The 21,954-nt window shown below is 71.2% G+C and carries 17 protein-coding genes; 6 read left to right on the top strand and 11 right to left on the bottom strand.

Going from position 1 to position 21,954, the window contains the following annotated elements:
* Positions 1–46 precede the first annotated feature (46 nt).
* The 3 genes from ACFW9Z_RS15365 to ACFW9Z_RS15355 all read right to left on the bottom strand — a co-directional run bounded on the left by ACFW9Z_RS15365 (position 47) and on the right by ACFW9Z_RS15355 (position 3,680).
* Positions 47–2,500, bottom strand: coding sequence for an ATP-binding protein (locus ACFW9Z_RS15365; protein WP_384639957.1), 2,454 nt, complete (start codon positions 2,498–2,500; stop codon positions 47–49).
* 134 nt (positions 2,501–2,634) lie between these two features.
* Positions 2,635–3,060, bottom strand: a complete 426-nt coding sequence (locus ACFW9Z_RS15360) for a DUF6069 family protein (protein WP_384639954.1) — start codon at positions 3,058–3,060, stop codon at positions 2,635–2,637.
* Positions 3,057–3,680, bottom strand: a complete 624-nt coding sequence (locus tag ACFW9Z_RS15355; protein ID WP_384639951.1) for a TetR/AcrR family transcriptional regulator — start codon at positions 3,678–3,680, stop codon at positions 3,057–3,059. Before ACFW9Z_RS15355 ends, ACFW9Z_RS15360 begins: the two co-directional genes overlap by 4 nt.
* Positions 3,681–3,847: 167 nt before the next feature.
* Here ACFW9Z_RS15355 and ACFW9Z_RS15350 point away from each other — a divergent pair, with 167 nt between their 5' ends.
* Complete coding sequence (locus ACFW9Z_RS15350; RefSeq protein ID WP_384639949.1) at positions 3,848–4,801, top strand: DUF3048 domain-containing protein; 954 nt, start codon at positions 3,848–3,850, stop codon at positions 4,799–4,801.
* 58 nt (positions 4,802–4,859) lie between these two features.
* Here ACFW9Z_RS15350 and ACFW9Z_RS15345 read toward each other — a convergent pair whose 3' ends face one another.
* A complete protein-coding gene (locus tag ACFW9Z_RS15345) occupies positions 4,860–6,596 on the bottom strand; it encodes a discoidin domain-containing protein (protein ID WP_384639946.1) in 1,737 nt (578 codons plus the stop codon).
* A 344-nt stretch (positions 6,597–6,940) separates the two neighbouring features.
* Between ACFW9Z_RS15345 and ACFW9Z_RS15340 the strand changes: the two genes are divergently transcribed.
* A complete protein-coding gene (locus tag ACFW9Z_RS15340) occupies positions 6,941–9,133 on the top strand; it encodes a discoidin domain-containing protein (protein ID WP_384639944.1) in 2,193 nt (730 codons plus the stop codon).
* A 161-nt stretch (positions 9,134–9,294) separates the two neighbouring features.
* On the opposite strand, the gene ACFW9Z_RS15335 is transcribed toward ACFW9Z_RS15340, so the two are convergent.
* Entirely contained in the window at positions 9,295–10,002 is a 708-nt protein-coding gene (locus ACFW9Z_RS15335) for a TetR/AcrR family transcriptional regulator (protein WP_384639942.1), read from the bottom strand.
* A gap of 199 nt (positions 10,003–10,201) precedes the next feature.
* Complete coding sequence (locus ACFW9Z_RS15330) at positions 10,202–10,732, bottom strand: hypothetical protein (protein ID WP_384639940.1); 531 nt, start codon at positions 10,730–10,732, stop codon at positions 10,202–10,204.
* 232 nt (positions 10,733–10,964) lie between these two features.
* On the opposite strand from ACFW9Z_RS15330, the gene ACFW9Z_RS15325 reads away from it, so the two are divergent.
* From ACFW9Z_RS15325 to ACFW9Z_RS15310, 4 genes are all read left to right on the top strand, one after another.
* Positions 10,965–14,579, top strand: coding sequence for an ABC transporter ATP-binding protein (locus ACFW9Z_RS15325; RefSeq protein ID WP_384639937.1), 3,615 nt, complete (start codon positions 10,965–10,967; stop codon positions 14,577–14,579).
* A 78-nt stretch (positions 14,580–14,657) separates the two neighbouring features.
* Entirely contained in the window at positions 14,658–15,704 is a 1,047-nt protein-coding gene (locus ACFW9Z_RS15320) for a helix-turn-helix domain-containing protein (RefSeq protein WP_384639935.1), read from the top strand.
* A gap of 88 nt (positions 15,705–15,792) precedes the next feature.
* Positions 15,793–15,918 (top strand): hypothetical protein, encoded by a 126-nt coding sequence (locus ACFW9Z_RS15315; RefSeq protein ID WP_384639932.1) that lies wholly within the window; start codon positions 15,793–15,795, stop codon positions 15,916–15,918.
* Between the two features lie 11 nt (positions 15,919–15,929).
* On the top strand, positions 15,930–16,379 hold the full coding sequence (locus ACFW9Z_RS15310) for a peptidoglycan-binding protein (protein WP_384639929.1): 450 nt from the start codon (positions 15,930–15,932) through the stop codon (positions 16,377–16,379).
* Positions 16,380–16,486: 107 nt separating this feature from the next.
* On the opposite strand, the gene ACFW9Z_RS15305 is transcribed toward ACFW9Z_RS15310, so the two are convergent.
* The 5 genes from ACFW9Z_RS15305 to ACFW9Z_RS15285 form a co-directional block, all read right to left on the bottom strand.
* Positions 16,487–17,476 (bottom strand): zinc-dependent alcohol dehydrogenase family protein, encoded by a 990-nt coding sequence (locus ACFW9Z_RS15305; RefSeq protein WP_384639926.1) that lies wholly within the window; start codon positions 17,474–17,476, stop codon positions 16,487–16,489.
* Entirely contained in the window at positions 17,473–18,363 is an 891-nt protein-coding gene (locus ACFW9Z_RS15300; protein ID WP_384639923.1) for a carbohydrate ABC transporter permease, read from the bottom strand. The genes ACFW9Z_RS15305 and ACFW9Z_RS15300 overlap by 4 nt, the downstream gene beginning before the upstream one ends.
* The gene (locus ACFW9Z_RS15295; RefSeq protein WP_384639921.1) at positions 18,360–19,334 is read right to left on the bottom strand and encodes a carbohydrate ABC transporter permease; all 975 of its coding nucleotides are present in this window, start codon (positions 19,332–19,334) and stop codon (positions 18,360–18,362) included. Before ACFW9Z_RS15295 ends, ACFW9Z_RS15300 begins: the two co-directional genes overlap by 4 nt.
* Positions 19,331–20,710, bottom strand: coding sequence for an ABC transporter substrate-binding protein (locus ACFW9Z_RS15290; RefSeq protein ID WP_384639918.1), 1,380 nt, complete (start codon positions 20,708–20,710; stop codon positions 19,331–19,333). Before ACFW9Z_RS15290 ends, ACFW9Z_RS15295 begins: the two co-directional genes overlap by 4 nt.
* Before the next feature lie 255 nt (positions 20,711–20,965).
* Complete coding sequence (locus tag ACFW9Z_RS15285) at positions 20,966–21,727, bottom strand: DeoR/GlpR family DNA-binding transcription regulator (protein WP_384639915.1); 762 nt, start codon at positions 21,725–21,727, stop codon at positions 20,966–20,968.
* Positions 21,728–21,954 lie beyond the last annotated feature (227 nt).

Below are 21,954 nucleotides of genomic sequence, written 5' to 3'. Positions count from 1 at the left end.
CTGTGCCGCTGAGCGCGCCCGGCTGAGGGCCGCCCGGCTCCCCGTGTCAGCCGGTCGCCTCGCCCGCCGCCAGCCGCTCCCTCAGCTCCTCGGCGCGGGGGCTGCCCCCGGCCTCGTAGATCTCCAGGGCACGTTCCAGGTGGGCGCGGACCTCCCGGAGGTCGCCCTGCGTACGCTCCTCGATGTCGGCCAGGGCGACGAGCGCCCGGGCCTCGTAGTGGGTCGCCTTCTGTGCGCGGAGGACGTCGGCCGCCTCGCTCAGCGCCCGGACCGCCTCGTCGGTCTCGCCCAGGTGGTCGTGGGCGACGCCGATGGCCAGCCGGGCCCGGGCCGCCATCCGCAGGTCCTCCCGGGCGAGGAACTCCTCGTGGGCTCCGCGCAGGGTGTCCAGGGCCTTGCGCGCGTCGCCCGCCGTGTCCTGGGCGCAGCCGAGGAAGTAGGCCGCTATGGCGGCGCCCCGGCCCTCGTTCGCGGCCGTGTTGAGGTCGAGGGCGCTGCGGTAGGCCTCCATGGCCCGGACCGGGTCGGTGCGGTCCCAGTACCGCCCGGAGAACTCCTGTACGGAGGCCCGGAGGACCAGGTCGCCCGAGACCTCGGCGCAGGCCTGGGCGGTGTCCAGCTCGCGGCGGGCGGCCTCGTACTCGCCGAGGTCCATCAGCGGGCGCGAGAGCAGGCTGCGCAGCCGGGCCTCGGCCGCGGGCACCAGGGCCTCGGCGGCGGCAGCGGCGCCCAGTTCGAGCGACTCCCGCCAGTCGCCGACGTGCCGGTGGTGGAGGAAGAGCACGGTGAACGCCTCGGCGAGCTGCCACACCTCCGTGTGCAGCGCCTCCTCGCGCGCGGCGGCCCGCAGCACACCGAGGATGTTGCGGTGTTCGGCCTCCAGCCAGTCCACGGGGCGCGGTGCGTCCTCGGCGGCGAAGGGGTCGTCGACGGTGGCGAGCAGCCGTGTGTGGTCGGCGATCCGCAGCCGGTCCTCCCGGACGGCCCGGTCGGCGAGCGCGGTGAGGGCCAGGTAGTGCCGCGTCACCCGGCGTACCAGCGCGGGCTGTTCGGCCGGTGCCTCCTCCGCCGTGGCGCGTTCGCGGGCATGCAGACGTACGAGGTCGTGGAAGCGGTGGCGGCCGTCCGCCGTCCGGTCGAGGAGGCCGGCCCGGGTCAGGGCCTCCAGCGCGTCGGCGGCCCGGCCGGGGACCAGCTCCGCCGCCACGGCGGCGACCCCGGCGTCGAACGTGGTGCCCGGGTACCAGCCGAGCAGGCGGTAGAGGCGGGCCGGTTCGGGGGCGAGCTCACGGTAGGCGAGATCGAATGCGGCAGACACGGATCGTTCCTCTCCCAGGGACATTCCTGCCAGTCGGCGCGGCTCCGCCGCCAGCTCGGCCACGAGCGCCGCCGGGGTGAGCCGGGGGTCGGCCACAAGCCGGGCGGCGACGACGTGCAACGCGACCGGCAGCCCGCCGCAGAGTTCCACCAGGCGCTCCGCCGACTCCCGGTCGGCCTCGACGGTCTCCGCCCCGCACCGGTCGGCCAGCACCTTCAGACCGCTCTCCCGGTCCAGCGGCTCCACGGGCAGCAGCCGCGCCCCGTCCAGGGCGAGCTCCCCCAGCCGGGCCCCGCTCGCCACCAGCAGGACGCTACCCTTCCCTTTCGGGATCAGCGCGGCGGCCTGGCCGGGGTGCGAGACGTTGTCCAGGAAGACCAGCAGCCGCCGGTCCGCCGACCGGGTCCGCAGGAGGCGGGTCCGGTCGGCGAGCGTGGCGGGGATGTAGGCGTCGTCGACGCCCAGGGAGTGCAGACAGCGCCGGGCCGCCTCCGAGACGTCGGCGCCCGGTGTCTCGCCCCGGAGCGCCGCGAAGTCCACGTAGATCTGCCCGTCCGGGAACCGCTCCCGCCCCCGCTCGGCCCATCGGGAGACCAGAGCGGTCTTGCCGACACCCGGCAGCCCGTACAGCGCGGCGAAACCGACGCTCGCACCGCCGTCCTCGTCCCCGGACGTCAGCCAGCCGTCGAGTGCGGCGAGGCCCCTGGTGCGGTTGACGAACCGCACCGTCAGTGGCGGGATCTCGTCGGGTGTGACCCGCAGGCCGACCGGCGGCGCGGGCGGCACGTGGAAGGTGATGCCGCCGTGGACCGTGGCCCCCTGGAGATTGGTGCCGTGGACGGTGGTGACCGACACGGTGGAGGCGGACCGGAGGGGGGCCAGTTCGTCGAGGAGGTCTCTCAGCTCGGCCGCCGCCTCCGGGTTGGTGCGCAGGGCCCGGCGGAGCCTGAGCCGCCACTCCTCCTCGACATCGGCGGCACTGTCCTCGTCGGCGCCCGCGCGGAGCCCGATCAGCTCCGCGCGGGACTCCTCCAGCTCCGCGTCGACGGCCGCGCTCTCCTCGTCGTTCCGCGCCAGGAACCTGGCAACCCGGCCGCGCACCTGGTTCCACGCCTCGGTGGCCATCAGCCCCACGAGGGCCGTCGCGCCCGATGCCGCCAGTGCCGTCAACTCGGCTTCCACCGAACCCCCTATGCCTCACCCGTCACCGTACGGGCACGTAACCCGCCGCTGGTGCAACCGTAGAGAGCGAACAGTCCCACCGGAAGCGGAATCGGGGGCGCGGCGCGGTGCAGTTCCAGCCATGTCGCCCGAGGTCAGCCGGAGGGCACAGAACTCCTCGCCGCCGGGCGGCTCTGCGGCCCGGGCAGTCCCGCCATGACGGCCGCCGCCACCGCCACGTGCATCAGCGCCAGGGACGTACGCGTTCCGCCGCTCATCCCGGACCCCGTCAGCGGGAGGAACGACAGGAGGAGGACGGCGCAGGCGGCCACGGTCCACAGGAGGCGCGGCCGTCGGGTGAACCGTTCGAGGACCGCCAGCAGCCCCCAGCCCAGCAGGGAGATCAGCAGCGCGATCACCACGACCGGTAACAGGCCGATGTCCAGGGTCTCCCCCGCCTCCGGGTCGGTGATCCGCAGCCGGTGGCCGAGCAGCGGGTCGGTGACGAGCCAGACGAGGGCGGGGGCCAGGACGGCGACGAGGACCGTGACGGTACGGCGGCGCCGTACAGGGGCCGTCATCGCTCTCCCTCCGTACGGGAGAGCGCACCGTGGAGGAAGACGTCCGCCAACTGCTGGGCGGTGAGCCGGGTTTCCTCCTCCGGGCGCGGGCGGGTGAACAGGAGGCCGAGGAAGAGCGCGGCGACCTGGTCGGCGGGCAGGCGCAGCGCGTCCCTGTCGGGCTCCAGGAGCTCCGCGACCGCGCCGCGGATGGCCGCCATCGACTCCTCGCGCCCCATGCCCCGGCTCTGCCCGCCCGCCGGGGTGTCGCGGCGGCGGTGGCCGGAGGCGTGCAGCGATCCGGCGATGGCGCCCATCCGGTCGAGGTGCGCCTCCAGGGCATCGGCGGCCTCGGCCAGGCGGTCGGGCAGCGGGATGTCCGGCGGGATCGACATCAGTTCGCGTACGGCGTGGTCGTGGCGCATCGCTTCGGCCATGCAGGCGTTCAGAAGCTCCTCCTTGTCGGCGAAGACGCGGAAGATCGTCGCCTCGCCGATACCGGCGGCGCGCGCGATCTTGCTGGTGGTGACGGCGGCTCCGTACTCGGCGATGAGCGGAATCGCCGCCTTCACGATCATTTCCCGGCGCTGTTCGGGGCTCATGCCCGCAGCGCGACGGCGGGTGGCCGGTTGCTCTGTCATGGTCTGAACTGTACGGAGTGAGGACTCACTCCGTCAATGTCCCCGCCCCTCCCCGGGCACCTGAGGCAACCGCGAACGGGCCGGACGCGTGATGATGGATGAGGGACAGCGACGCGGCAGCGCTCCGCCGGGGACGGCCGGCCGGTGCCCCCGGAAGGACGGTCGCCATGTCAGCAGCCCGAGGCAGGACATCGGCCGCAGCCCTGCTCATCGCCCTTCTCCTGGCCGTCATGGCGGCCGGGTGCACGGGCGGCGACGGTTCGGGGCCCGAGAGCCGCAGCAGCAGCCCGTCCGGTACGGGGGCGGACGCGAAGGTGCTCGCCGTGAAGATCGACAATGTGGCACCGGCCCGTCCGCAGACCGGCCTGGAGCGGGCGGACATCGTCTACGTCGAGCAGGTGGAGGCCGGTCTCAGCCGGCTCCTCGCGGTCTACTCCTCCGAGCTGCCGCCGGTCATCGGCCCGGTCCGCAGCGCCCGGGAGACCGATCTCGAGCTGCTGCGCCAGTTCGACCGGCCGGTGCTCGCCTTCTCGGGGGCGCAGAGCAGGCTCCTCCCGGCCATCGACCGGGCACCCCTCGACCCCGTACCGCCGTCGATCGCACCGCAGGCGTACTTCCGGGGCCAGGAACGCCCGGCCCCGCACAATCTGTACCTGCGGCCCGAGCGCATCCCGTACACCGCTCCCGGGACCCATGCCGCCGAGGCCCTGGGGCTGGGGTTCGGCCCGGCGCCGCCCGGCGGAAGCGCGGAGGACAGCCGTACGGTCCGCTTCCCGTCCGCGCGCACCACCTTCACCTGGTCCGCCGAGAGCGAGCGGTGGCTGGTCTCCCTGGACGGCTCCCCGGCCCGTACGAGCGAGGGGGAACCACTCGGGGCCGCCACGGTCATCGTGCAGGACGTGACCGTACGCCCGTCCTCCTTCGGCGACCGGTCCGGGAACAACACCCCCTTCACCGAGACCGTGGGCTCGGGGACCGCGCACGTCCTGCGCGATGGCATGGCGCACGAGGCCCGGTGGGCGCGGACCGCGGAGGACGCGGACACGGAGTTCACCACCCCGGGCGGCGAGCGGATCGAGCTGGCCGACGGGCCGCTCTGGATCGTGTACGCACCCCGCTGAGACCACCGGGTACGGTCCGGGCAACCGGCTGCGGCCCGGACCCCACATCAGTGGACGACTACTGCCAGACCTTGATGTAGTCCACGCTCAGCTTCTGCGGGAAGCGGGTGGTGGCGTCCGGCGGACCCGGCCAGTCACCCCCGACCGCGTTGTTGAGGATCAGGAAGAAGTCGTGGTCGAACACCCACGGTCCACGGGTGCGCTCCAGCTCCTCCCGGTCGACCCGGTGCGTCACCCGGCCGTCGACCCGGAACGTCATGCCCGTGCTGTTCCAGTCCACGGCGAAGGTGTGGAAGTCGTCGGCGAAGTTCGCGCCGCCGGGGAGTGAGTAGGGCGCTCCGTAACCCGCCGCACCGTGGTAAGCGGGGGCGTGCAGGGTGGAGTAGGTGGTGTTCGGCTCCTTGCCCACGTGCTCCATGATGTCGATCTCACCGGTGTACGGCCACGGGCGGCCCTGGTCGAAGTAGTCCGCGCCCAGCATCCAGAAGGCGGGCCAGAGCCCCTGCGTACCGGAGACCTTGATGCGCGCCTCGACCCGGCCGTAGGTGAACTGGAACTTCCCGTAGGTGTTGAGCCGCGCCGAGGTGTACTGGCACGTGGTGCTCCCGCTCAGCGGGTCGGGCGGGCAGGCCGATCCGGGCGTGGGTTCCCGGCGGGCCTCCAGGACGAGGTTGCCGCTGCCGTCCTGGGCGGCGTTTCGGTTGTCCGTGTAGTACTCCAGCTCGTTGTTGGGGCCGGTGCCCGTCTCCGCGACCCACTTCGCCGGGTCGGGCGCGGCGCCGGCGGGGCCGTCGAACTCGTCGCTGAAGACCAGCCGGTCATAGGTGGGCTCGGCGGGCAGCGGCGGGGCGGGGACCGGCGCTCCGCCGGTGCCCCAGACCTGGAACTCCCAGAGCGAGTAGCCGTATGCGCCGGAGCGCTGGGTGGCGTACAGGCGTACGTGCCGGCCGGTGCCGCTGACGTCCAGCGTCTCCTTGAAGCCGGTGCCGGAGGCGGTCTGGTAGATCGTCGTCCAGTCCGTGCCGTTGTCGGAGACCTCGATCCGGTAGGCGCGGGCGTACGCCGGGTCCCACTGGAGGATCACGCGGTTGATCTCGGCGCGGGCGCCGAGGTCGACCGCGATCCAGCCGGGGTCGGTCCAGCCGCCGTCGGGGCTGGTGGCCCAGCGGCTCGCGGGGTCGCGGTCGAAGGCCTTGGCCGGGGTGCACTCCCAGCAGGTGCCGTCGTGCTGGGAGGTGGAGGCGGAGCCGGTCTTTCCGTACGAGAGGAGGACATCGCCCCCGGGGCCGCTGCCGCCGCCCGTGGTGGAGTAGACCTGGAACTCGTACAGGGAGTAGCCCCACGGGGTGGCGCGCTCGGTGCCGAGCAGCCGGATGTACCGGCCGGTCCCCGAGACGGCCAGGGTCTCGACGCCTCCGGTGCCGGTGGTGGTGGAGTGGATCGTCGTCCACTGCTGCCCGTCGGCGGAGAGTTCGATCCGGTAGCCCTTGGCGTACGCGGCCTCCCAGTTGAGGACGACCTGTCCGACCGCGGTGCTCGCGCCCAGGTCGATACGGATCCACTGGTCGTCGGTGAACTCGCTGGACCAGCGGGTCCCGGTGTCGCCGTCCACGGCGTTGGCGGCGCCGAAGGGGCCTTCGGCGCTGGAGGCGGTGGCCGGTCGCCCCTGGGAGACGAGGACAGGCGCGGCAACGGCCCGTTCGGGGGCGAGAGTCACCGAGAGGGTGAACAGGAGGGCCACCGCGGCCATGACGGCCAGGGCGCCTCGAAGCCGTGGTGTTCCACGGGCATCCATGCGGACTCCTTGCTCTGTAGCGGGGTTGGGCCGAGAGAGCGCTCCCCCGCAGTGGGGAGCGTGGCGGGAGCCGAGCCGACCGTCAAGAGGGCGCGAGCCGATCGACGGTCGGCCGCCGATCGGACCCGTCACCCTCCATCCCCGCCAACTACCTTCCTTCTTTCAGGAGATGAAACATCGGACGCCTCTGGAGGCCGATGACACCAATCCTGTGCACAACTCTTGACGTGGCCGAAACGCGGGAGAATCATTCGGCTACCGAGAGAGCGCTCTCTCCCCTCGTCGGAGCTTGCGCCCGCCCCCACCTCTGCCCCCGCACGGATGACACCTCAGGAGATCAGCACATGTCTGTTGCCCTCGTCAGACCCTCGCGGCCCCCGATGGCCGCGCTCCACCGATGGCGCGCCCTCGGCTTCGCGCTGGCGGCCGCCCTGGTCGCGGCCCTGCTCGGCGTGGCGCAGGCCTCACCCGCGCAGGCCGCGCCGGTCCTGCTCTCCCAGGGCAGCGCGGTGACCGCCTCCAGCGAGGAGAACGGCGGTACGGCCGCGGGAAACGCGGTCGACGGGGACGGCGGTACGCGCTGGTCCAGTGCGTTCTCCGACCCGCAGTGGCTGCGGATCGACCTCGGCTCCCCGGCCGCCGTCAGCCGAGTCGAGCTCTCCTGGGAGGCCGCGTACGCCAAGGGCTACCGCATCGAGCTCTCCACGAACGGCTCCGACTGGACGACCGCGTACAGCACCACCACCGGCCAGGGCGGGAACGAGACGCTCACCGTCTCGGGCGAGGCCCGCTACGTACGCCTCACCGGCACGGAGCGCGCCACCGGATACGGCTACTCCCTCTGGGAGTTCAAGGTCTTCGGTACGCGGGACGGGGGCGGCGGCCCGGAGATTCCCGGTGGCGGCGACCTCGGGCCGAACGTGCACGTCTTCGACCCCTCGACGCCGAACATCCAGGGCAAGGTCGACGAGATCTTCGAGCAGCAGGAGGAGGCGCAGTTCGGCTCGGGCCGGCACGCGCTGCTCTTCAAGCCTGGTACGTACAACAACCTGAACGCGCAGATCGGATTCTACACCCAGATCGCGGGTCTGGGCCTGCACCCGAACGACACCACGTTCAACGGTGATGTGACCGTGGACGCGGGCTGGTTCGACGGCAACGCCACACAGAACTTCTGGCGGGCGGCGGAGAACCTCACCCTCAACCCGGTGTCCGGGACGAACCGTTGGGCCGTCTCGCAGGCCGCGCCCTTCCGGCGGATGCACGTCAAGGGCGGGCTCAACCTCGCGCCCGACGGATACGGCTGGGCCAGCGGCGGCTACATCGCGGACAGCAAGATCGACGGCACCGTGGGACCGTACTCCCAGCAGCAGTGGTACACCCGCGACAGCTCGGTCGGCGGCTGGACCAACGCCGTCTGGAACATGACGTTCTCCGGTGTCCAGGGCGCCCCCGCGACGAGCTACCCCGACCCGCCGTACACCACGCTGGACACCACCCCGATCTCCCGCGAGAAGCCCTTCCTCTACCTCGACGGCAACGACTACAAGGTCTTCGTCCCCGAGAAGCGCGTCGACGCGCGCGGCGTCTCCTGGGACGGCGCGACCCAGCGGGGTGAGTCCATCCCGCTGAACCGCTTCTACGTCGTCAAGCAGGGCGCCACCGCGGCGACGATCAACGCGGCGCTCGCCCAGGGCCTCAACCTGCTGTTCACGCCCGGGGTTTACCACATCGACCAGACCATCAACGTCAACCGGGCCAACACCGTCGTCCTGGGGCTCGGTCTCGCCACGATCATCCCGGACAACGGGGTGACCGCGATGAAGGTCGCCGATGTCGACGGCGTCAAGCTGGCCGGATTCCTCATCGACGCCGGTCCCGTCAACTCGCCCACCCTGCTGGAGGTCGGCCCGCAGGGCGCCTCCGCCGACCACTCCGCCAACCCCACCACCGTGCAGGACGTGTTCATCCGCATCGGCGGCGCGGGCCCGGGCAAGGCGACCACCAGCCTGGTCGTCAACAGCCACGACACGATCATCGACCACACCTGGATCTGGCGCGCGGACCACGGGGAGGGCTGGGGCTGGGAGACCAACCGGGCCGACTACGGCGTCCGCGTCAACGGCGACGACGTCCTGGCCACCGGGCTGTTCGTGGAGCACTTCAACAAGTACGACGTGGAGTGGTACGGCGAACGCGGCCGCACGATCTTCTTCCAGAACGAGAAGGCGTACGACGCCCCCAACCAGGCCGCCATCCAGAACGGCGACACCAAGGGCTACGCCGCCTACCGGGTCGACGACTCGGTCGAACAGCACGAGGGCTGGGGCATGGGCAGCTACTGCTACTACAACGTCGACCCGACCATCATCCAGGAACACGGCTTCAAGGCACCGGTCAAGCCGGGCGTGAAGTTCCACAACCTGCTGGTCGTGTCGCTGGGCGGGCACGGGCAGTACCAGCACGTCATCAACAACATCGGCTCGCCCACATCGGGAACGTCGACGATCCCCTCGACCGTCGTCAACTTCCCCTGATCCCCGGAGTGATCATCCGGTGAGCCGGTCCGGTGCCCGGCGGCCCGGACCGGTCCGCCGCCGCGGACCCGGTGGAAGCCCTCCGGTGGACCTGACCGTCCGCCGGAGGGCTTCCCCGTGGGCTTCCCCCTGGGTTTCCTCCTGGGCTTCCCCATGGCCCCTCAGTGGCGGAGCCGCTGCTCGATGAGGGTGATGGCGTCGTCCACGAACCGTTCGAAGTAGGCGTCGCTGCTGAGGGTGGGCAGTTCGGCGGCGGCGCGAGCATGGGGGACGTCCAGGCCGGGGTGGGCGGCGAGCCAGGGCGCGGGGACGGGCTGCTGCATCAGCGCCCGGACGTCCTCACCGCTGCGGTCGTAGCGGTAGTCGATGAGCAGGGTGAAGGCGAACACGTCCAGCAGGAGGCGGGCGCGGACGTGCACCGCGTCCTCCAGGCCGAGCCCGATGGCACAGAGGAACGCCAGCATCTCCTCGGGGTGCAGGAGCCGGTCGGGGTGGACCTCGGCCGGGGTGACCTGCTCGTCCAGGGAGATCAGGGCCGCACGGGGGATGGCGCGGTACTGCTCGCGGGCCGCGCGGTAGACCTCGCGGATCGTGGAGCGCCAGTCGTCGACGTCGTACACATGGCGGGGCAGCCGCTCCATCATCAGCCGGGCGGTGAGGTCGACGACCTCCTGCCGGTCCTTGACGCAGTTGTACAACGCCCTGGGTGTGACCCGCAGTTCCTCGGCGAGCCGCCGCATGGTCAGGGCCCCGAACCCCTCCTCCCCGGCGATGCGCAGGGCGGCCCGCGCGATCCCGTCGCGGTCGAGCGGCGGGCGCTCGGCAGCGGGCGGACGGCCGCGGCGGGGCCGGGGGCCGGGTGAGGTCATGGCGGGGCGGCTTCCGGTGGAGGGTCGGGGTCACGGCCGAGTCTAAAGGGTGTTGCACAAGGCCCGAACGATCTCCAGATCCAGCCTGCGGGCGCCAGCCAGGCCGGTGGAAAGCGGCGCAAAAGCGGCCATTGATCATGCCTGGAGTGGCCGAATCCAGAGGTGATCGCCGTTGTGCAACACCCTTTAGGGCCCCGAGTCAGGGGGTGGCCCCGAGTATGAGTTCGCAGTCCATCGTCTGGGTGTGGGCCCGGCCGTTCTGCGTGTACTCGAAGCGGCACCTGCGGACAGGGCCTTCCGGTGGTGCCGTGATCTTCAGCTCGGCCAGGTAGAAGATGTCGCTCCCTTCCCCGGCCGGGACCTCGACGGCCTGGTCCGCGTAGTTCCGCAGCCGCGCGAAGTCGGGTGTGTGGGGCTCGCCCTTCTTCGCGAGCATCGGCAGCCCGTCGGTGTCGTACAGGTGGTACGCGCCGTACCCCAGGACCTCGATCCCGGGAGGAACGTGCTCGACCGCGACCTGTGTGATCCCGATGGGATCGGCGGAGATATTGCTCGGCACGGGGAGCGCGAAGTACCAGATCTCGCCCACGCGAGCGTTGTCGTTGCCGACGCTGCCACTGGACTGCATGCCGTCGGCAGCGAGTGCGCTGCCCCATCTTCGCCCGTCGGTCCGCTGTGCCGCCGATCCGGCCAGCAGCAGGGCCGCGAGGAGCACGAGCAGCACACTCATGCGCGCGGACGACACCGGGCTCACCCGAGACCTTGTCATTACGTCCCCCGAGATGTTGTGACGAGCCCTGCTCTTCTTCTCCGCAGGGCGAGTTGAAGTATGCCGCCCGGGAGAACGGGGGCTTCCCACGGTCCGCCCGGAGGGCGGCCGAATTAAATACACACAGCGTTGATTTATTGGGCTCCTGCTGCCAAGGTGAGGTCACCCTTACTCAGCCGACGAGGCAGGAACGATGACCGCCCCTGAGCGCAGCCATGCCCAGAACCCCCCGCCCACCCTCCGCTCGGTCGTCACCGAGCACCGCCGGGGACTGATCGCCTCGGCGCTGCTGTCCGTCCTGGCCGCCGCGTGTTCGATGGCCCCCTACGTCGCCGTCTATCTGACCGCCACCGAACTGTTCGCCTCCGGCACCGGCCCCGTCGACCAGGGCCGGATCGGGTGGATCGCCGCCCTCACCGCGCTGGCCGTCGTCCTGCGCTCCGTACTGGCAGGGGCCTCGTCGCACCTCGCGCACGTCACCGCGTACCGGATCCTGGCCCGGCTGCGGCTCGCGCTCGCCGACCGGCTCCAGCGGATACCGCTGGGACGGGTGCAGCGGCGCTCGTCCGGCGAGATGAAGAAGCTGCTGCACGACGACGTCGAGCAGTTGGAGGAGGCCCTCGCCCACGGCGTACCGGACCTCGCGGCGGCCGCCGCCGTACCGCTCACCACCACCGCGCTGCTGATGGCCGTCGACTGGCGCCTCGGGCTGGTGGCGCTCGGGGCACTGGTGCTGCTGCTGGCCGTCTCCGGTACGGGGATGGCGCTGGCGAACAAGAACAACGCGGCCCTCGCCGCCCACACCACGGTCCTCAACACCGCCGTCCTCACCTACCTCCAGGGCATCAAGGTCATCCGGGGCTATCTGCGGCAGGACTCCGGCTACGACCAGGCCCGGGCCGCCATCATCGAGGGTGCGGAGCTCAACGAGCGGACCCTGCGCAGCCCGGTGCGCTGGCTGGTCGGGGTGATGACCGTCGCGACCGGTTTCGCCGTCGCACTGCTGGTGCCGGTCGCCGGGCACGGCTTCGTGGACGGCCGGACGGGACTGGACACCCTGGCCCTCTTCCTGGTGGTGGCGCTGGGCTATCTGACACCGGTGATCGGGCTGGTCGGCGTACTGGCGACGGTGCTGGTGCGGATCCAGTTCTCCGCGACGGCGGTACGGGAGATGCTCGCCGAGCCGGAACTGCCCCTGCCCGCACGGCCGGAGGCCCCCACACGCTTCGATGTCGCCCTGGAGGACGTCCACTTCGCGTACGAGGCCGGGCGCGAGGTGCTGCACGGGGTCTCCCTGTCGGTGCCGGACGGCGGCAGTTGCGCGCTGGTCGGGGCCACCGGCTCCGGCAAGACCACGATCGCCCGGCTGGTCGCCCGGTTCTGGGACACCGGCGGCGGGCGGGTGACCATCGGCGGGGTCGACGTACGGGACATCGAACCGGCGCTGCTGGCACGGCTGGTGGCCTTCGTTCAGCAGGACGAGTACGTGTTCGCCACCACCCTGCTGGAGAACATCCGCATCGCCCGCCCCGACGCCACCGACGCCGAGGTGATCGCCGCCGCCGAGGCCGCCCAGCTCGGCGAACTCGCGGCCGGGCTGCCGGAGGGCTGGGCCACCGGGCTCGGCGCCGGGGGCGGCAACCTCTCCGGCGGGCAGCGGCAGCGGATCTCCGTGGCCCGGGCCCTGCTCAAGGACGCGCCCGTCGTCATCCTCGACGAGGCGACCGCCTCCCTGGACGCGCTCACCGAACGCCGCACGCTCCAGGCGGTCCGGGCGCTCACCCGGGGCCGTACGGTCATCGCCATCGCGCACCGCCTGGACACCGTCCGCTCCTCCGACCGGATCGCCGTCGTCGAGGACGGCCGTATCCGGGCCACCGGCAGCCACGACGAGCTGCTGGCCGCCGACCCCGGCTACCAGGAGCTGTGGACCGCCTACCGCGAGGCGACGGGCTGGCACCTGAGCGGCGAGGAGGCGGGCGGCCGGGTGACGGTGTCCCCTCCGCCACCCGCCACGACGGCAGAGGCCGACGGCTGGACCCGGGCCGCGCGCGAGGTGGTCCGTCCCGGCGTCGGTGAGCTCGGCTTCCTCGCCCAGTGGCGCGCCCTGCTCGGCCGCGGACGGCGCGACCTGCTCCGCCGGGGCCTCCCCCGCCTGCTGCTGGAGGGGACGGTCCGCTCGGTCCCGCTCGCGGCGGTGTTCCTGCTGCTGGACGCGGCGATCCGGCAGCAGAGCGGCGGCCCGGCCCTGACGCACGGTTACGTCTGGGGGGTCACCGGCTTCCTCGCCGCCGGGCTCGTCCTGCGGCTGATCGCCGTCGACCGCACCAACACCGCCATCTGGTCGATCGCCCACCGCGCCAAGGCCGACCTCCAGCTCTCCGTCGTCGAACGGCTGCGGCGCGTCCCGCTCGGCTTCTTCTCCCGTGTCGACAACGGCCGGATCTCGACGCTCGTCACCAACGACACCGTGATGGTCGACTTCCAGAACCTGCCCCAGATGCTCACCGGCGCCTTCCTCCAGCCGGTGTACGTGTCCATCGCGCTGCTGGTGATCGACTGGCGCCTCGCGCTCGCGGCCCTGGTGGGGATGCCCGTCTTCTTCCTGCTCACCGCCTGGAGCGACCGGATCTACCACCGGGTCTTCGCCGACGTCCACCGCACCCGGGCGGAGACCTCCCTGATCCTCATCGAGCAGGCCCGGGGCGCCGCCGCCCTGCGCGCCCACCCCGAATCGGCGCTCGCGGGCCGCTACCGGGACGCGGTGGAGCGGCTGCGCGCGGCCAGCGTACGCATGTCGGTCCGGGCCGCGCCGGTCACCGCGCTCGCCGCCATCGCCGTCGAACTCGGCCTGGTGGTCCTGATCGTGGTCGGTGCGGCGCTGTACGTGTCCGGGTCGGTCTCGGCCACCGTACTGCTGACGTTCCTGCTGCTGTCGCTCGTCCTCTACCAGCCGGTGCAGGAGCTGACCACGCTGGCCGGCTACCGGCGCAACCAGGAGCAGATCGCCCGCAAGATCGGTGAGGTGTGGGACGCCCCGGTGCTCACCGAGCCGGAGCACCCCGCCGATCCGGCCGACGCCGAACTCCGCTTCGAGAAAGTCCGGTTCACCTACACGGGCGCGGAGAGCGACCTCGTACTGGACGGGGTGGACTTCAGCTGTCGGCCGGGCACGATCACCGCCCTGGTCGGGGCCTCCGGCTCGGGCAAGACCACGGTGGCCAACCTCGCCGCCCGGCTCTGGGACGTGGAATCCGGCGCGGTCCGCATCGGCGGCGCCGACCTGCGGGATCTCGGCAGCGACCGGGTGATGGGCCTGGTCACCACCGTCCACCAGGACGTGTACCTCTTCGACGGCACGGTCCGCTTCAATGTGGCGCTCGGCCGGCCGGAGGCGACCGACGAGGAGGTGTGGGCGGCGCTGGCGGCAGCCCAGTGCGACGACGTGGTCCGGGCGCTCCCCGGCGGGCTCGGCCACCATCTGGCCGACGGCGGCTCCGGTCTCTCCGGCGGACAGCGTCAACGGCTCTCCATAGCAAGGGCGTTGCTCAAGGACTCGCCGGTCCTGATCCTCGACGAGGCGGTCGCCGCCGTCGACCCGCGGACCGAGGCCAGGATCCAGGAGGCGCTGGCCCGGCTGGTGACCGGACGGACGACGATCGTCATCGCCCACCGTCTGGAGACGGTCCGCGAGGTGGACCGGATCGTGGTGCTCGCCGGGGGCGCGGTGGAAGCGACCGGGACCCATGAGGAGTTGCTGACCACGAGCCCGACGTACCGCGCGCTGCTGGAGGCTCACAGCTCATAGGGTGTCTCGTTATGATCACGGCAAGGAATCCGGGCCGAAACAGAAACCGCGCCCGAGGAACTGCGGTGAAGGAGAGAAGTGCTCCCCGAAACGGTTCTCCGAACGGACGACGTGGCCCCGGACACCAGATTCGACGTGTGGCGGGAAGCCATGAAAGCAACGATGTCACCGATGGATATCAGCAGTCAGCACGCTTCCGACTTCTGGGCCCATGCGCGCCTGTTGAGCCTGGACGACGTGCTGCTCTGGCCGGTGGCCATGCAGGCGTCACGCTATCGCCGGACGCCGAAACTGATCCGCCAGGGCGATCCCGAGCTCTACCACATCACACTCGTGCTGCCGGGAAGCGGGGCGCTCAGGGTGGAGCACGACGGCCGGAGGCACCTCTCCCTGGTCAATGACCTGTACATCCTGGACAGCTCGCGACCGTGCGACGTCGAAGTCGCGGAGAACGAACTGGCCGTGGGAATCGGCGTCGAGATCCCCCGGTCGCACTTTCCGCTCGCGGCCGAAAGGTCCATCGAACGCATCCGCGGCCAACGCATTTCGGGGCAGGAGGGGTTCGGCGCGGTCCTCTCCCATTTCCTTTCGCATCTCGTTTCCCGAAACTCCGCGCACCAGCCGTCCGACATACCCCGGCTCAAGCAGATTCTGCTCGATCTCGTCACCGGACTCGTGACCCGCGAACCGGACGCGAAGGCATCCCTCAACGCGGAAACGAGACAAAGAAACAAGTTCCTGCTCATCCGCTCCTATATACAGCAGCACTACCGCAATCCGGGACTGACCCCGCGCGCCGTCGCCGCCGCCCATTTCATCTCCCCGCGACAGCTGCACCGGCTGTTCGAGGCCGAGGGGATCACCGCGGCGGCCTACATCCGGGGCCGCCGCCTGACGGAGGCCCGCCGTCGCCTGGCCGACCCCGCGCAGTACACCACGTCCATCCAGACCATCGCCCAGCGCTGCGGCTACACCAGCGCCGCGCACTTCAGCCGGTCCTTCTCCGCCGCGTACGGCATGGCGCCCCGGGAGTACCGGGAACTGGAGCACCGGCAGCAACTGGACACGGAGCTCCGGACACTCGTCCTCCCGCCCGCCGCCGACCGCGACCGGGTACCGGCGTAGGGCCGGTCTGCCCGAAGGGTGTCGCTCCGGGTCAAGAGCCTGGCACTGATGGTCAAGGACAGTTCGCCTCCGGTCGGCGAGAGTTCTTGTGGGCGCCGGAGAACACACGACGAGCGGGCGGCGCCCGCAGGGCCGGGGGATGGCCCTGCGCTCGGCACGCACCACCTTCGCCACCCGGCGCACCGGCCGTCCGGCCCGCCGCGCCATGATCTGAAGAGGAACACCATGCGATCGAACGTCTTGGTCAAGACGCTCGTCAGTGTCACCACCGCCGTCGGTATCGCCGCCGGAGGTCTGGCGACCGCGGGCACGGCCTCCGCGGCACCCGCACCGGCCGAGAAGGCCGCTGTGAGCGCGCAGTCGGTCGCCCCGCTCGCCGTGGTCAACCTCGGGCTGAGCACCGCCCAGGCCAAGAAGGTCCAGCGGTGGCTGAAGACCTACTACGGTTACAACGGAGCGATCGACGGCCACCTCGGCACCGACAGCTGGAAGGCGCAGCAGCGCTTCCTGCGTTACTACGACTACAACGGCGCCATCGACGGAGTCGTCGGGAGCGGAACGATCCAGGCGCTGCAGCGCCTCCTCAGGTCCGGCTACGGCTACAACGGCGCCATCGACGGTATCGCCGGGTCCGGCACCCAGGCCGCGTTCAAGCGGTTCGCCGACTCTCGCTGAGCCTCCCGCAAGCGGCCGTCGCCCGTAGGCGCACGCACCGGAGGAGGGGCGCCCTCCTCCGGTGCGTGGCCGTCACGGTCCGAGCCGCTCCGCGCGTCGGCCGCCGGTCAGGGCCGCACCACGATCTTGCGCCCCACCCCCGCCTTGAACTGGTCGATCGCCTCCGGGTACCGCTCCAGCGGCAACCGGTCGCTGATGAAGACCGCCGGGTCCAGCACCCCGCTCGCGAAGAGCGCGGCGGCCCGTTCGTAGCTGTGCAGGACCGCCATCGAACCGGTGATGGTGATCTCCTGGTTGTAGATCCGGTACGGCTCGATGACCGCGGTGGTGGCGTAGTCGGCCACCCCGAACTGGAGGAAGGTACCGCCTTTGGCGACCCGGCCGAGGCCGTCCTGGATCGCCGCCGCGTTGCCGGTGGCGTCGATGACCACGTCCCAGCCGCCGGGGCGGTCCAGCTCCTCGGCGCGGGCCGCCGCCCCTGTGCAGCCCAGGAGCGAGGCCGTCTCCAGGCGCCGGGGATTGACGTCCAGGACCTCGACCGACGCGGCGCCCGTCCGCTTGGCCAGCTCCAGCATCATCAGGCCCATCGTCCCGGAGCCGTAGATCAGCACCTCGGCGCCCAGGTTGCTCTTGAGGACGTCGTACCCGCGTACCGCGCAGGAGAGCGGTTCGATCAGGGCCGCGTCCCGTACGTCGACGTGTTCGGGCAGTTTGACGCAGTTGGCGACCGGGGCCACCGCGAACTCGGCCGCCCCGCCCGGGACGGTGACGCCGATCGCGGCCCAGTTGTCGCAGAGGTTGCCCCGGCCGGAGCGGCAGTAGCGGCACTCGTGGCAGTGCAGCGAGGGGTCGACGGCCACCTTGTCGCCGACGGCCAGTTCGGTGACGCCGGTGCCGACGGCGACGATCTCCCCGGCGAACTCATGGCCGGGGACGATCGGCAGGGTGGGGGCGAACTCCCCCTGAAGGATGTGGAGATCGGTGCCGCAGAGCCCGCAGGACGCCACCTTCACGACCACGTCCCGCCGGCCGGGCGTGGGGTCGTCGACCGTGGTGACGGACACCTTGCCGGGGACCTCGACGATGGCTGCCCTCATTTGACTGCTCCCAGGGAAAGGCCCTGGACAAGTTTGTCCTGGGCGGCGTAGCCGGCCATGAGCACCGGCAGGGACACGACGACCGACGCGGCGCACAGCTGGGCGAGGAAGAGGCCCTGGCTGGTGACGAACGTGGTCAGGTGGACGGGGGCTGTCCCGGCGACCACGCCGGTCAGCACCCGGGCGAACAACAGCTCGTTCCAGCTGAAGATGAAGCAGATCAGGGCCGTGGCGGCGATGCCGGGGGCGGCGACCGGGGCGACGACCCGGCCCAGCACGGTGGGCAGGCGGGCCCCGTCGACCTGGGCGGCCTCGATGATGGAGACGGGGACGTCGGCGAGGAAGGACTGCATCATCCACACCGCGATCGGCAGGTTCATCGAGGTGTAGAGCAGGACGAGCAGCCAGATGTTGTCCAGGAACCCGGTGTTCTTCGCGAACAGGTAGATGGGCAGCAGACCGGCGACCACCGGCAGCATCTTGGTGGAGAGGAAGAAGAACATCACGTCGGTCCACTTCCGCACCCGGCGGATGGAGAGCGCGTACGCGGCGGGCAGCGCCAGCAGGAGCACCAGGAGTGTCGAGAACAGCGACGCCGTGAGGGAGTTGACCAGCGGGGGCCAGGGGGTCGGCCCGCCGTCGCCGCCGAAGAACGTCCGGTAGCCGTCGAGCGTCAGCGAGGCCGCCAGGGACGGCGGGTTGGTCGCCGCGTCGGCCTCCGAGTGGAAGGAGGTCAGCACCATCCACAGGGCGGGCAGGCAGAAGACCAGGCCCACGGCCCAGGCGGTCAGGCCGAGGAGGGTCGAGCGCCTGCGGGCCCGGCTCGTCGGCGCGGCGGCCTTCACGGTGGCGCGGGTGCGGTGCGGTGCTGCGGTCGAGGCGCTCATGCGCGGCTCGCCTCCTCACGGAAGAGGGAAGAGACCACCCGGAGCGCGAAGGTCGCGATGATCACGGTGCCGATCACCACGACCACGCCCACGGCGGACGCCAGTCCGTACTCATGGGCCCGGTAGAAGGTCTCGTAGACGGTGTACGGGAGGTTGGCCGTGCCGAGGCCGCCCGCGGTGATGGTGAACACGGCGTCGAAGTTCTGCACGATGTACACCGAGCCCAGCAGGACGCCGAGTTCGAGGTAGCGGCGCAGATGGGGCAGGGTCAGGAAGCGGAACATCTGCCAGGGGCCGGCGCCGTCGAGCCGGGCGGCCTCCATCATCTCGGCGGGGCGGCTCTGGAGCCCGGCCAGCAGGATCAGCATCATGAACGGCGTCCACTGCCAGACCAGGGCGGCGGCGACGGCCATCAGCGGCATCTCCGAGGTCCACTCCGGCTGGGCGACGGACTCGATGCCGACCAGGTTCCCGAACCAGGTCAACGCCCCGTTGAACAGCCCGTATTCGGGGTTGTAGAGCGCGTGTTTCCACAGCAGTGCGGCGGAGACCGGCACGATCAGGAACGGGGTGATGAGCAGGGTGCGGACGAAGCCCCGGCCGAAGAAGGTGCGGTCCAGGAGGAGGGCGAAGGCGAGGCCGAGGACGACACTGGCGATGACCACGGTGGCGGTGAGCAGGACGGTGGTCAGGACCGACTCGCGCAGGGCGGGGTCGGTGAAGACGGAGCCGTAGTTGGCGAATCCGGTGAAGTGGCGCTGGTCCGGCTTGAGCGAGTTCCAGTCGAAGAAGGAGATCACCAGCGTTGCCACGAAGGGCAGTTGGGTGACAACGATCAGGAAGACGAGCGCGGGCAGGAGCGGTGCGCGGGTCGCCCAGGCCTTGGCTCTGCTGCCCGTGGGGCGCTTGCCGGGCCCGGCGGCCGATGGGCGGGACGACGGGGTCGGCCGCGCGGCGGTGGTCGTGGTCATCGGTACTCCTCCGCGACCTTCTCGGCCAGCTTCTGGGAGGTGGCGAGTGCGGCGTCCACCGACTGGCGGCCCGCGATGGCCGCGCTGATCTCCTGCGCCACCTTGGTGCCGAGATCGGTGAACTCCGGTACGCCGACGAACTGGATGCCCGCCGTGGGGCGCGGCTGGGTGCCCGGGTTGTCGGGGTCCGCCGTGGAGATGGCCTGCCGGGTGACGTCGGCGAACGCCCCTGCCTCCTTGCGGTAGTCGGGGTGGTCGTAGGTCGAAGCGCGTTTGCCCGCCGGGACGTTGGACCAGCCGCTGGTGGCGCCGACGAGCTCCTCGTACTCCTTGCCGGAGGCCCAGGAGATGAACTTCCAGGCGTCGTCGGCCTTCTTGGAGGCGTTCTGCATACCCCAGGCCCAGGTGTAGAGCCAGCCGGAGCTGTCGGTCTGCTCGACGGGGGCCGGTACGTAGCCGATCTTGCCCTTCACCGGGGAGTTCCGGGCCTCCAGCGAACCGGCGCCTGCGGTGGCGTCGTACCACATGGCGGTCTTGCCCTGGGTCATGTTGTTGAGGCACTCGGCGTACCCGGACTGCGGGGCGCCGAGCTGTCCGTGCTTGCGTACGAGGTCGACGTAGAACTTGGTCGCCTTCTTGAACTCCGGTGAGGTGAGCTGTGGTTGCCAGTCCTCGGAGAACCAGGTGCCGCCCATGGTGTTGACGACGGTGGTGAGGGGGGCGATGACCTCGCCCCAACCGGGCAGCCCGCGCAGGCAGATGCCCTTCATCCCGCGCTGTGATCCGTCGGCAGCGGCAGCCAGTTCGGCGACCTCCTTCCAGGTCGGCTTGGCGGGCATGGTGAGCCCCTCCTTCTCGAAGACGTCCTTGCGGTACATCAGGAAGGAGGACTCGCCGTAGAACGGCTGGGCATAGAGCTTGCCGTCCTTGTGGGTCAGCGACGCGCGCAGCGGCGGGAGGATGTCCTGCTGGTCGAAGCCCGGGTCGGCGTCGACGTAGGCGTCGAGCGGGCGCAGCCAGCCGTTGTCGGCGAAGAACGGCAGCTCGAAGTTGGAGATGGTGGCGATGTCGTACTGACCGGCCTGGTTGGAGTAGTCCTGGCTGATCTTGTCGCGGACGTCGTTCTCGGGCAGCACCGTGAAGTGCACGGTGATGCCGGTCTCCTTGGTGAAGTGCTGCCTGGTCAGCTTCTGGAGCTCGACCATCTGCGGGTTGTTCACCATCAGGACGTTGAGGGCGTCACCGCCCCCGAAGGAGGTCCCGCCCGCTCCGGCGCACCCGGTGGCGAGGAGGGCGAGCGCCACGGCGGTGGCGGCCGCGCGGGGCAGACGGCGTGGTCCGGGTCCGTGCCGTCGGCGGGGGTGGTGGTGACGCATGGGGACTCCTGATCAGTCGTAGCGGCTCGGTGATCGGGTCGTGCGAGGGGTGGGGCGGGGTGATGCGGGTCCGTAGAGGTTCGTGCGGACCCATACGGGTTCATGCGGTCTCATGCAGATCCGTACGAGTTCCGCGCGGGTTCCGTGCGGGTTCCGTACGGGGGCAGGGCGAACCGCGCCCCGTCGGGGGGGGGCGGGGCGCGGTGGATACGGGGGATGCGCGGGCGGTACGGGACCGAGGCGCGGGGGGTCGGGTCAGACGCGGATGACCTGGGGGCCCAGGAGGGAGTAGCGCTGGGCCTCGGCGGAGGAGAGTCCGGCATCGGTGACGATCGCCTCGAAGTCGCCGACACCGGCGAACCGGCAGAAGCTGACCGCGCCGAACTTGGAGTGGATGCCGACGAACACACGGCGCCGGGAGCTCCGCATGGCCTGCGCCTTCACCTCGCTGACGGCCGGGTCGGGGGTGGTGAGGCCGTACTCGCGGGAGATGCCGTTGGCACCGACGTACGCCAGGTCGATGACGAAGCCCGCGAGCATCCGGGAGGCCCAGTGGTCGACGGTGGCCATCGTGGAGCCGCGCACCCGGCCGCCGAGCAGCAGCACCGAGAGCTTCTCGGCGTCCGCGAGGACGGTGGCGACGGCGAGGGACGCGGTGACCACGGTCAGCGGCCGGTCCCGGGGCAGCGCCTCGGCGACGAGCTGGGGGGTGAATCCCTCGTCGACGAAGACGGTCTCGGCGTCGCCGAGCAGGTCGGCCGCGGCGGCCGCGATCCGCGACTTCTGCGGGACGTTACGGGTGGTGCGGACGGCGAGCGTGGTCTCGAAGCCCGCCGACTCGACCGGGTAGGCGCCGCCGTGGGTCCGGCGGACGAGACCGTGCTCCTCCAGTACGTGGAGATCGCGGCGGACGGTCTCCTTGGCCACCTGGAACAGCGCGGCGAGGGCGTTCACCTCGACCGATCCGTCCCGGCGGGCGGTGTCGAGAATTCCTCTGCGGCGTTCGTCGGTGTCCACGACACACATCCCTGGTTCTTGCGGTGGCTCTGTTCGGGTGGCGGCCCGGTCCGTTCGGGCCGCTGTGTCGTTTGTACAAGCAGGGCCGACCGCTCGACCAGGCTCTCCGCGAGATTCCCTCTGCCCGTTCGTGCCCGTTTCCCCCAGCGGAACGCCGCTGGTCACCGCCGTACGGGCAGGTCTTCCGGGCGCTCCCCCTGCCCGCTCGGCAGGGGTGCCGCGCCCGT

This window comes from Streptomyces sp. NPDC059452 (assembly GCF_042750035.1).
Lineage (GTDB): Bacteria > Actinomycetota > Actinomycetes > Streptomycetales > Streptomycetaceae > Streptomyces.
Note: the sequence above shows the minus strand (reverse complement) of the source record. Positions and strands in the feature narration are given on the sequence as shown.

What these genes read in the sequence shown, in the direction of transcription:
- ACFW9Z_RS15300 (WP_384639923.1), bottom strand. Translation starts at nt 18,363, where the DNA reads ATGAGCGCCTCGACCGCAGCACCGCACCGCACCCGCGCCACCGTGAAG.
- ACFW9Z_RS15335 (WP_384639942.1), bottom strand. Translation starts at nt 10,002, where the DNA reads ATGACCTCACCCGGCCCCCGGCCCCGCCGCGGCCGTCCGCCCGCTGCC.
- ACFW9Z_RS15355 (WP_384639951.1), bottom strand. Translation starts at nt 3,680, where the DNA reads ATGACAGAGCAACCGGCCACCCGCCGTCGCGCTGCGGGCATGAGCCCC.
- ACFW9Z_RS15330 (WP_384639940.1), bottom strand. Translation starts at nt 10,732, where the DNA reads ATGAGTGTGCTGCTCGTGCTCCTCGCGGCCCTGCTGCTGGCCGGATCG.
- ACFW9Z_RS15325 (WP_384639937.1), top strand. Translation starts at nt 10,965, where the DNA reads ATGACCGCCCCTGAGCGCAGCCATGCCCAGAACCCCCCGCCCACCCTC.
- ACFW9Z_RS15295 (WP_384639921.1), bottom strand. Translation starts at nt 19,334, where the DNA reads ATGACCACGACCACCGCCGCGCGGCCGACCCCGTCGTCCCGCCCATCG.
- ACFW9Z_RS15305 (WP_384639926.1), bottom strand. Translation starts at nt 17,476, where the DNA reads ATGAGGGCAGCCATCGTCGAGGTCCCCGGCAAGGTGTCCGTCACCACG.
- ACFW9Z_RS15350 (WP_384639949.1), top strand. Translation starts at nt 3,848, where the DNA reads ATGTCAGCAGCCCGAGGCAGGACATCGGCCGCAGCCCTGCTCATCGCC.
- ACFW9Z_RS15345 (WP_384639946.1), bottom strand. Translation starts at nt 6,596, where the DNA reads ATGGATGCCCGTGGAACACCACGGCTTCGAGGCGCCCTGGCCGTCATG.
- ACFW9Z_RS15360 (WP_384639954.1), bottom strand. Translation starts at nt 3,060, where the DNA reads ATGACGGCCCCTGTACGGCGCCGCCGTACCGTCACGGTCCTCGTCGCC.
- ACFW9Z_RS15290 (WP_384639918.1), bottom strand. Translation starts at nt 20,710, where the DNA reads ATGCGTCACCACCACCCCCGCCGACGGCACGGACCCGGACCACGCCGT.
- ACFW9Z_RS15310 (WP_384639929.1), top strand. Translation starts at nt 15,930, where the DNA reads ATGCGATCGAACGTCTTGGTCAAGACGCTCGTCAGTGTCACCACCGCC.
- ACFW9Z_RS15340 (WP_384639944.1), top strand. Translation starts at nt 6,941, where the DNA reads ATGTCTGTTGCCCTCGTCAGACCCTCGCGGCCCCCGATGGCCGCGCTC.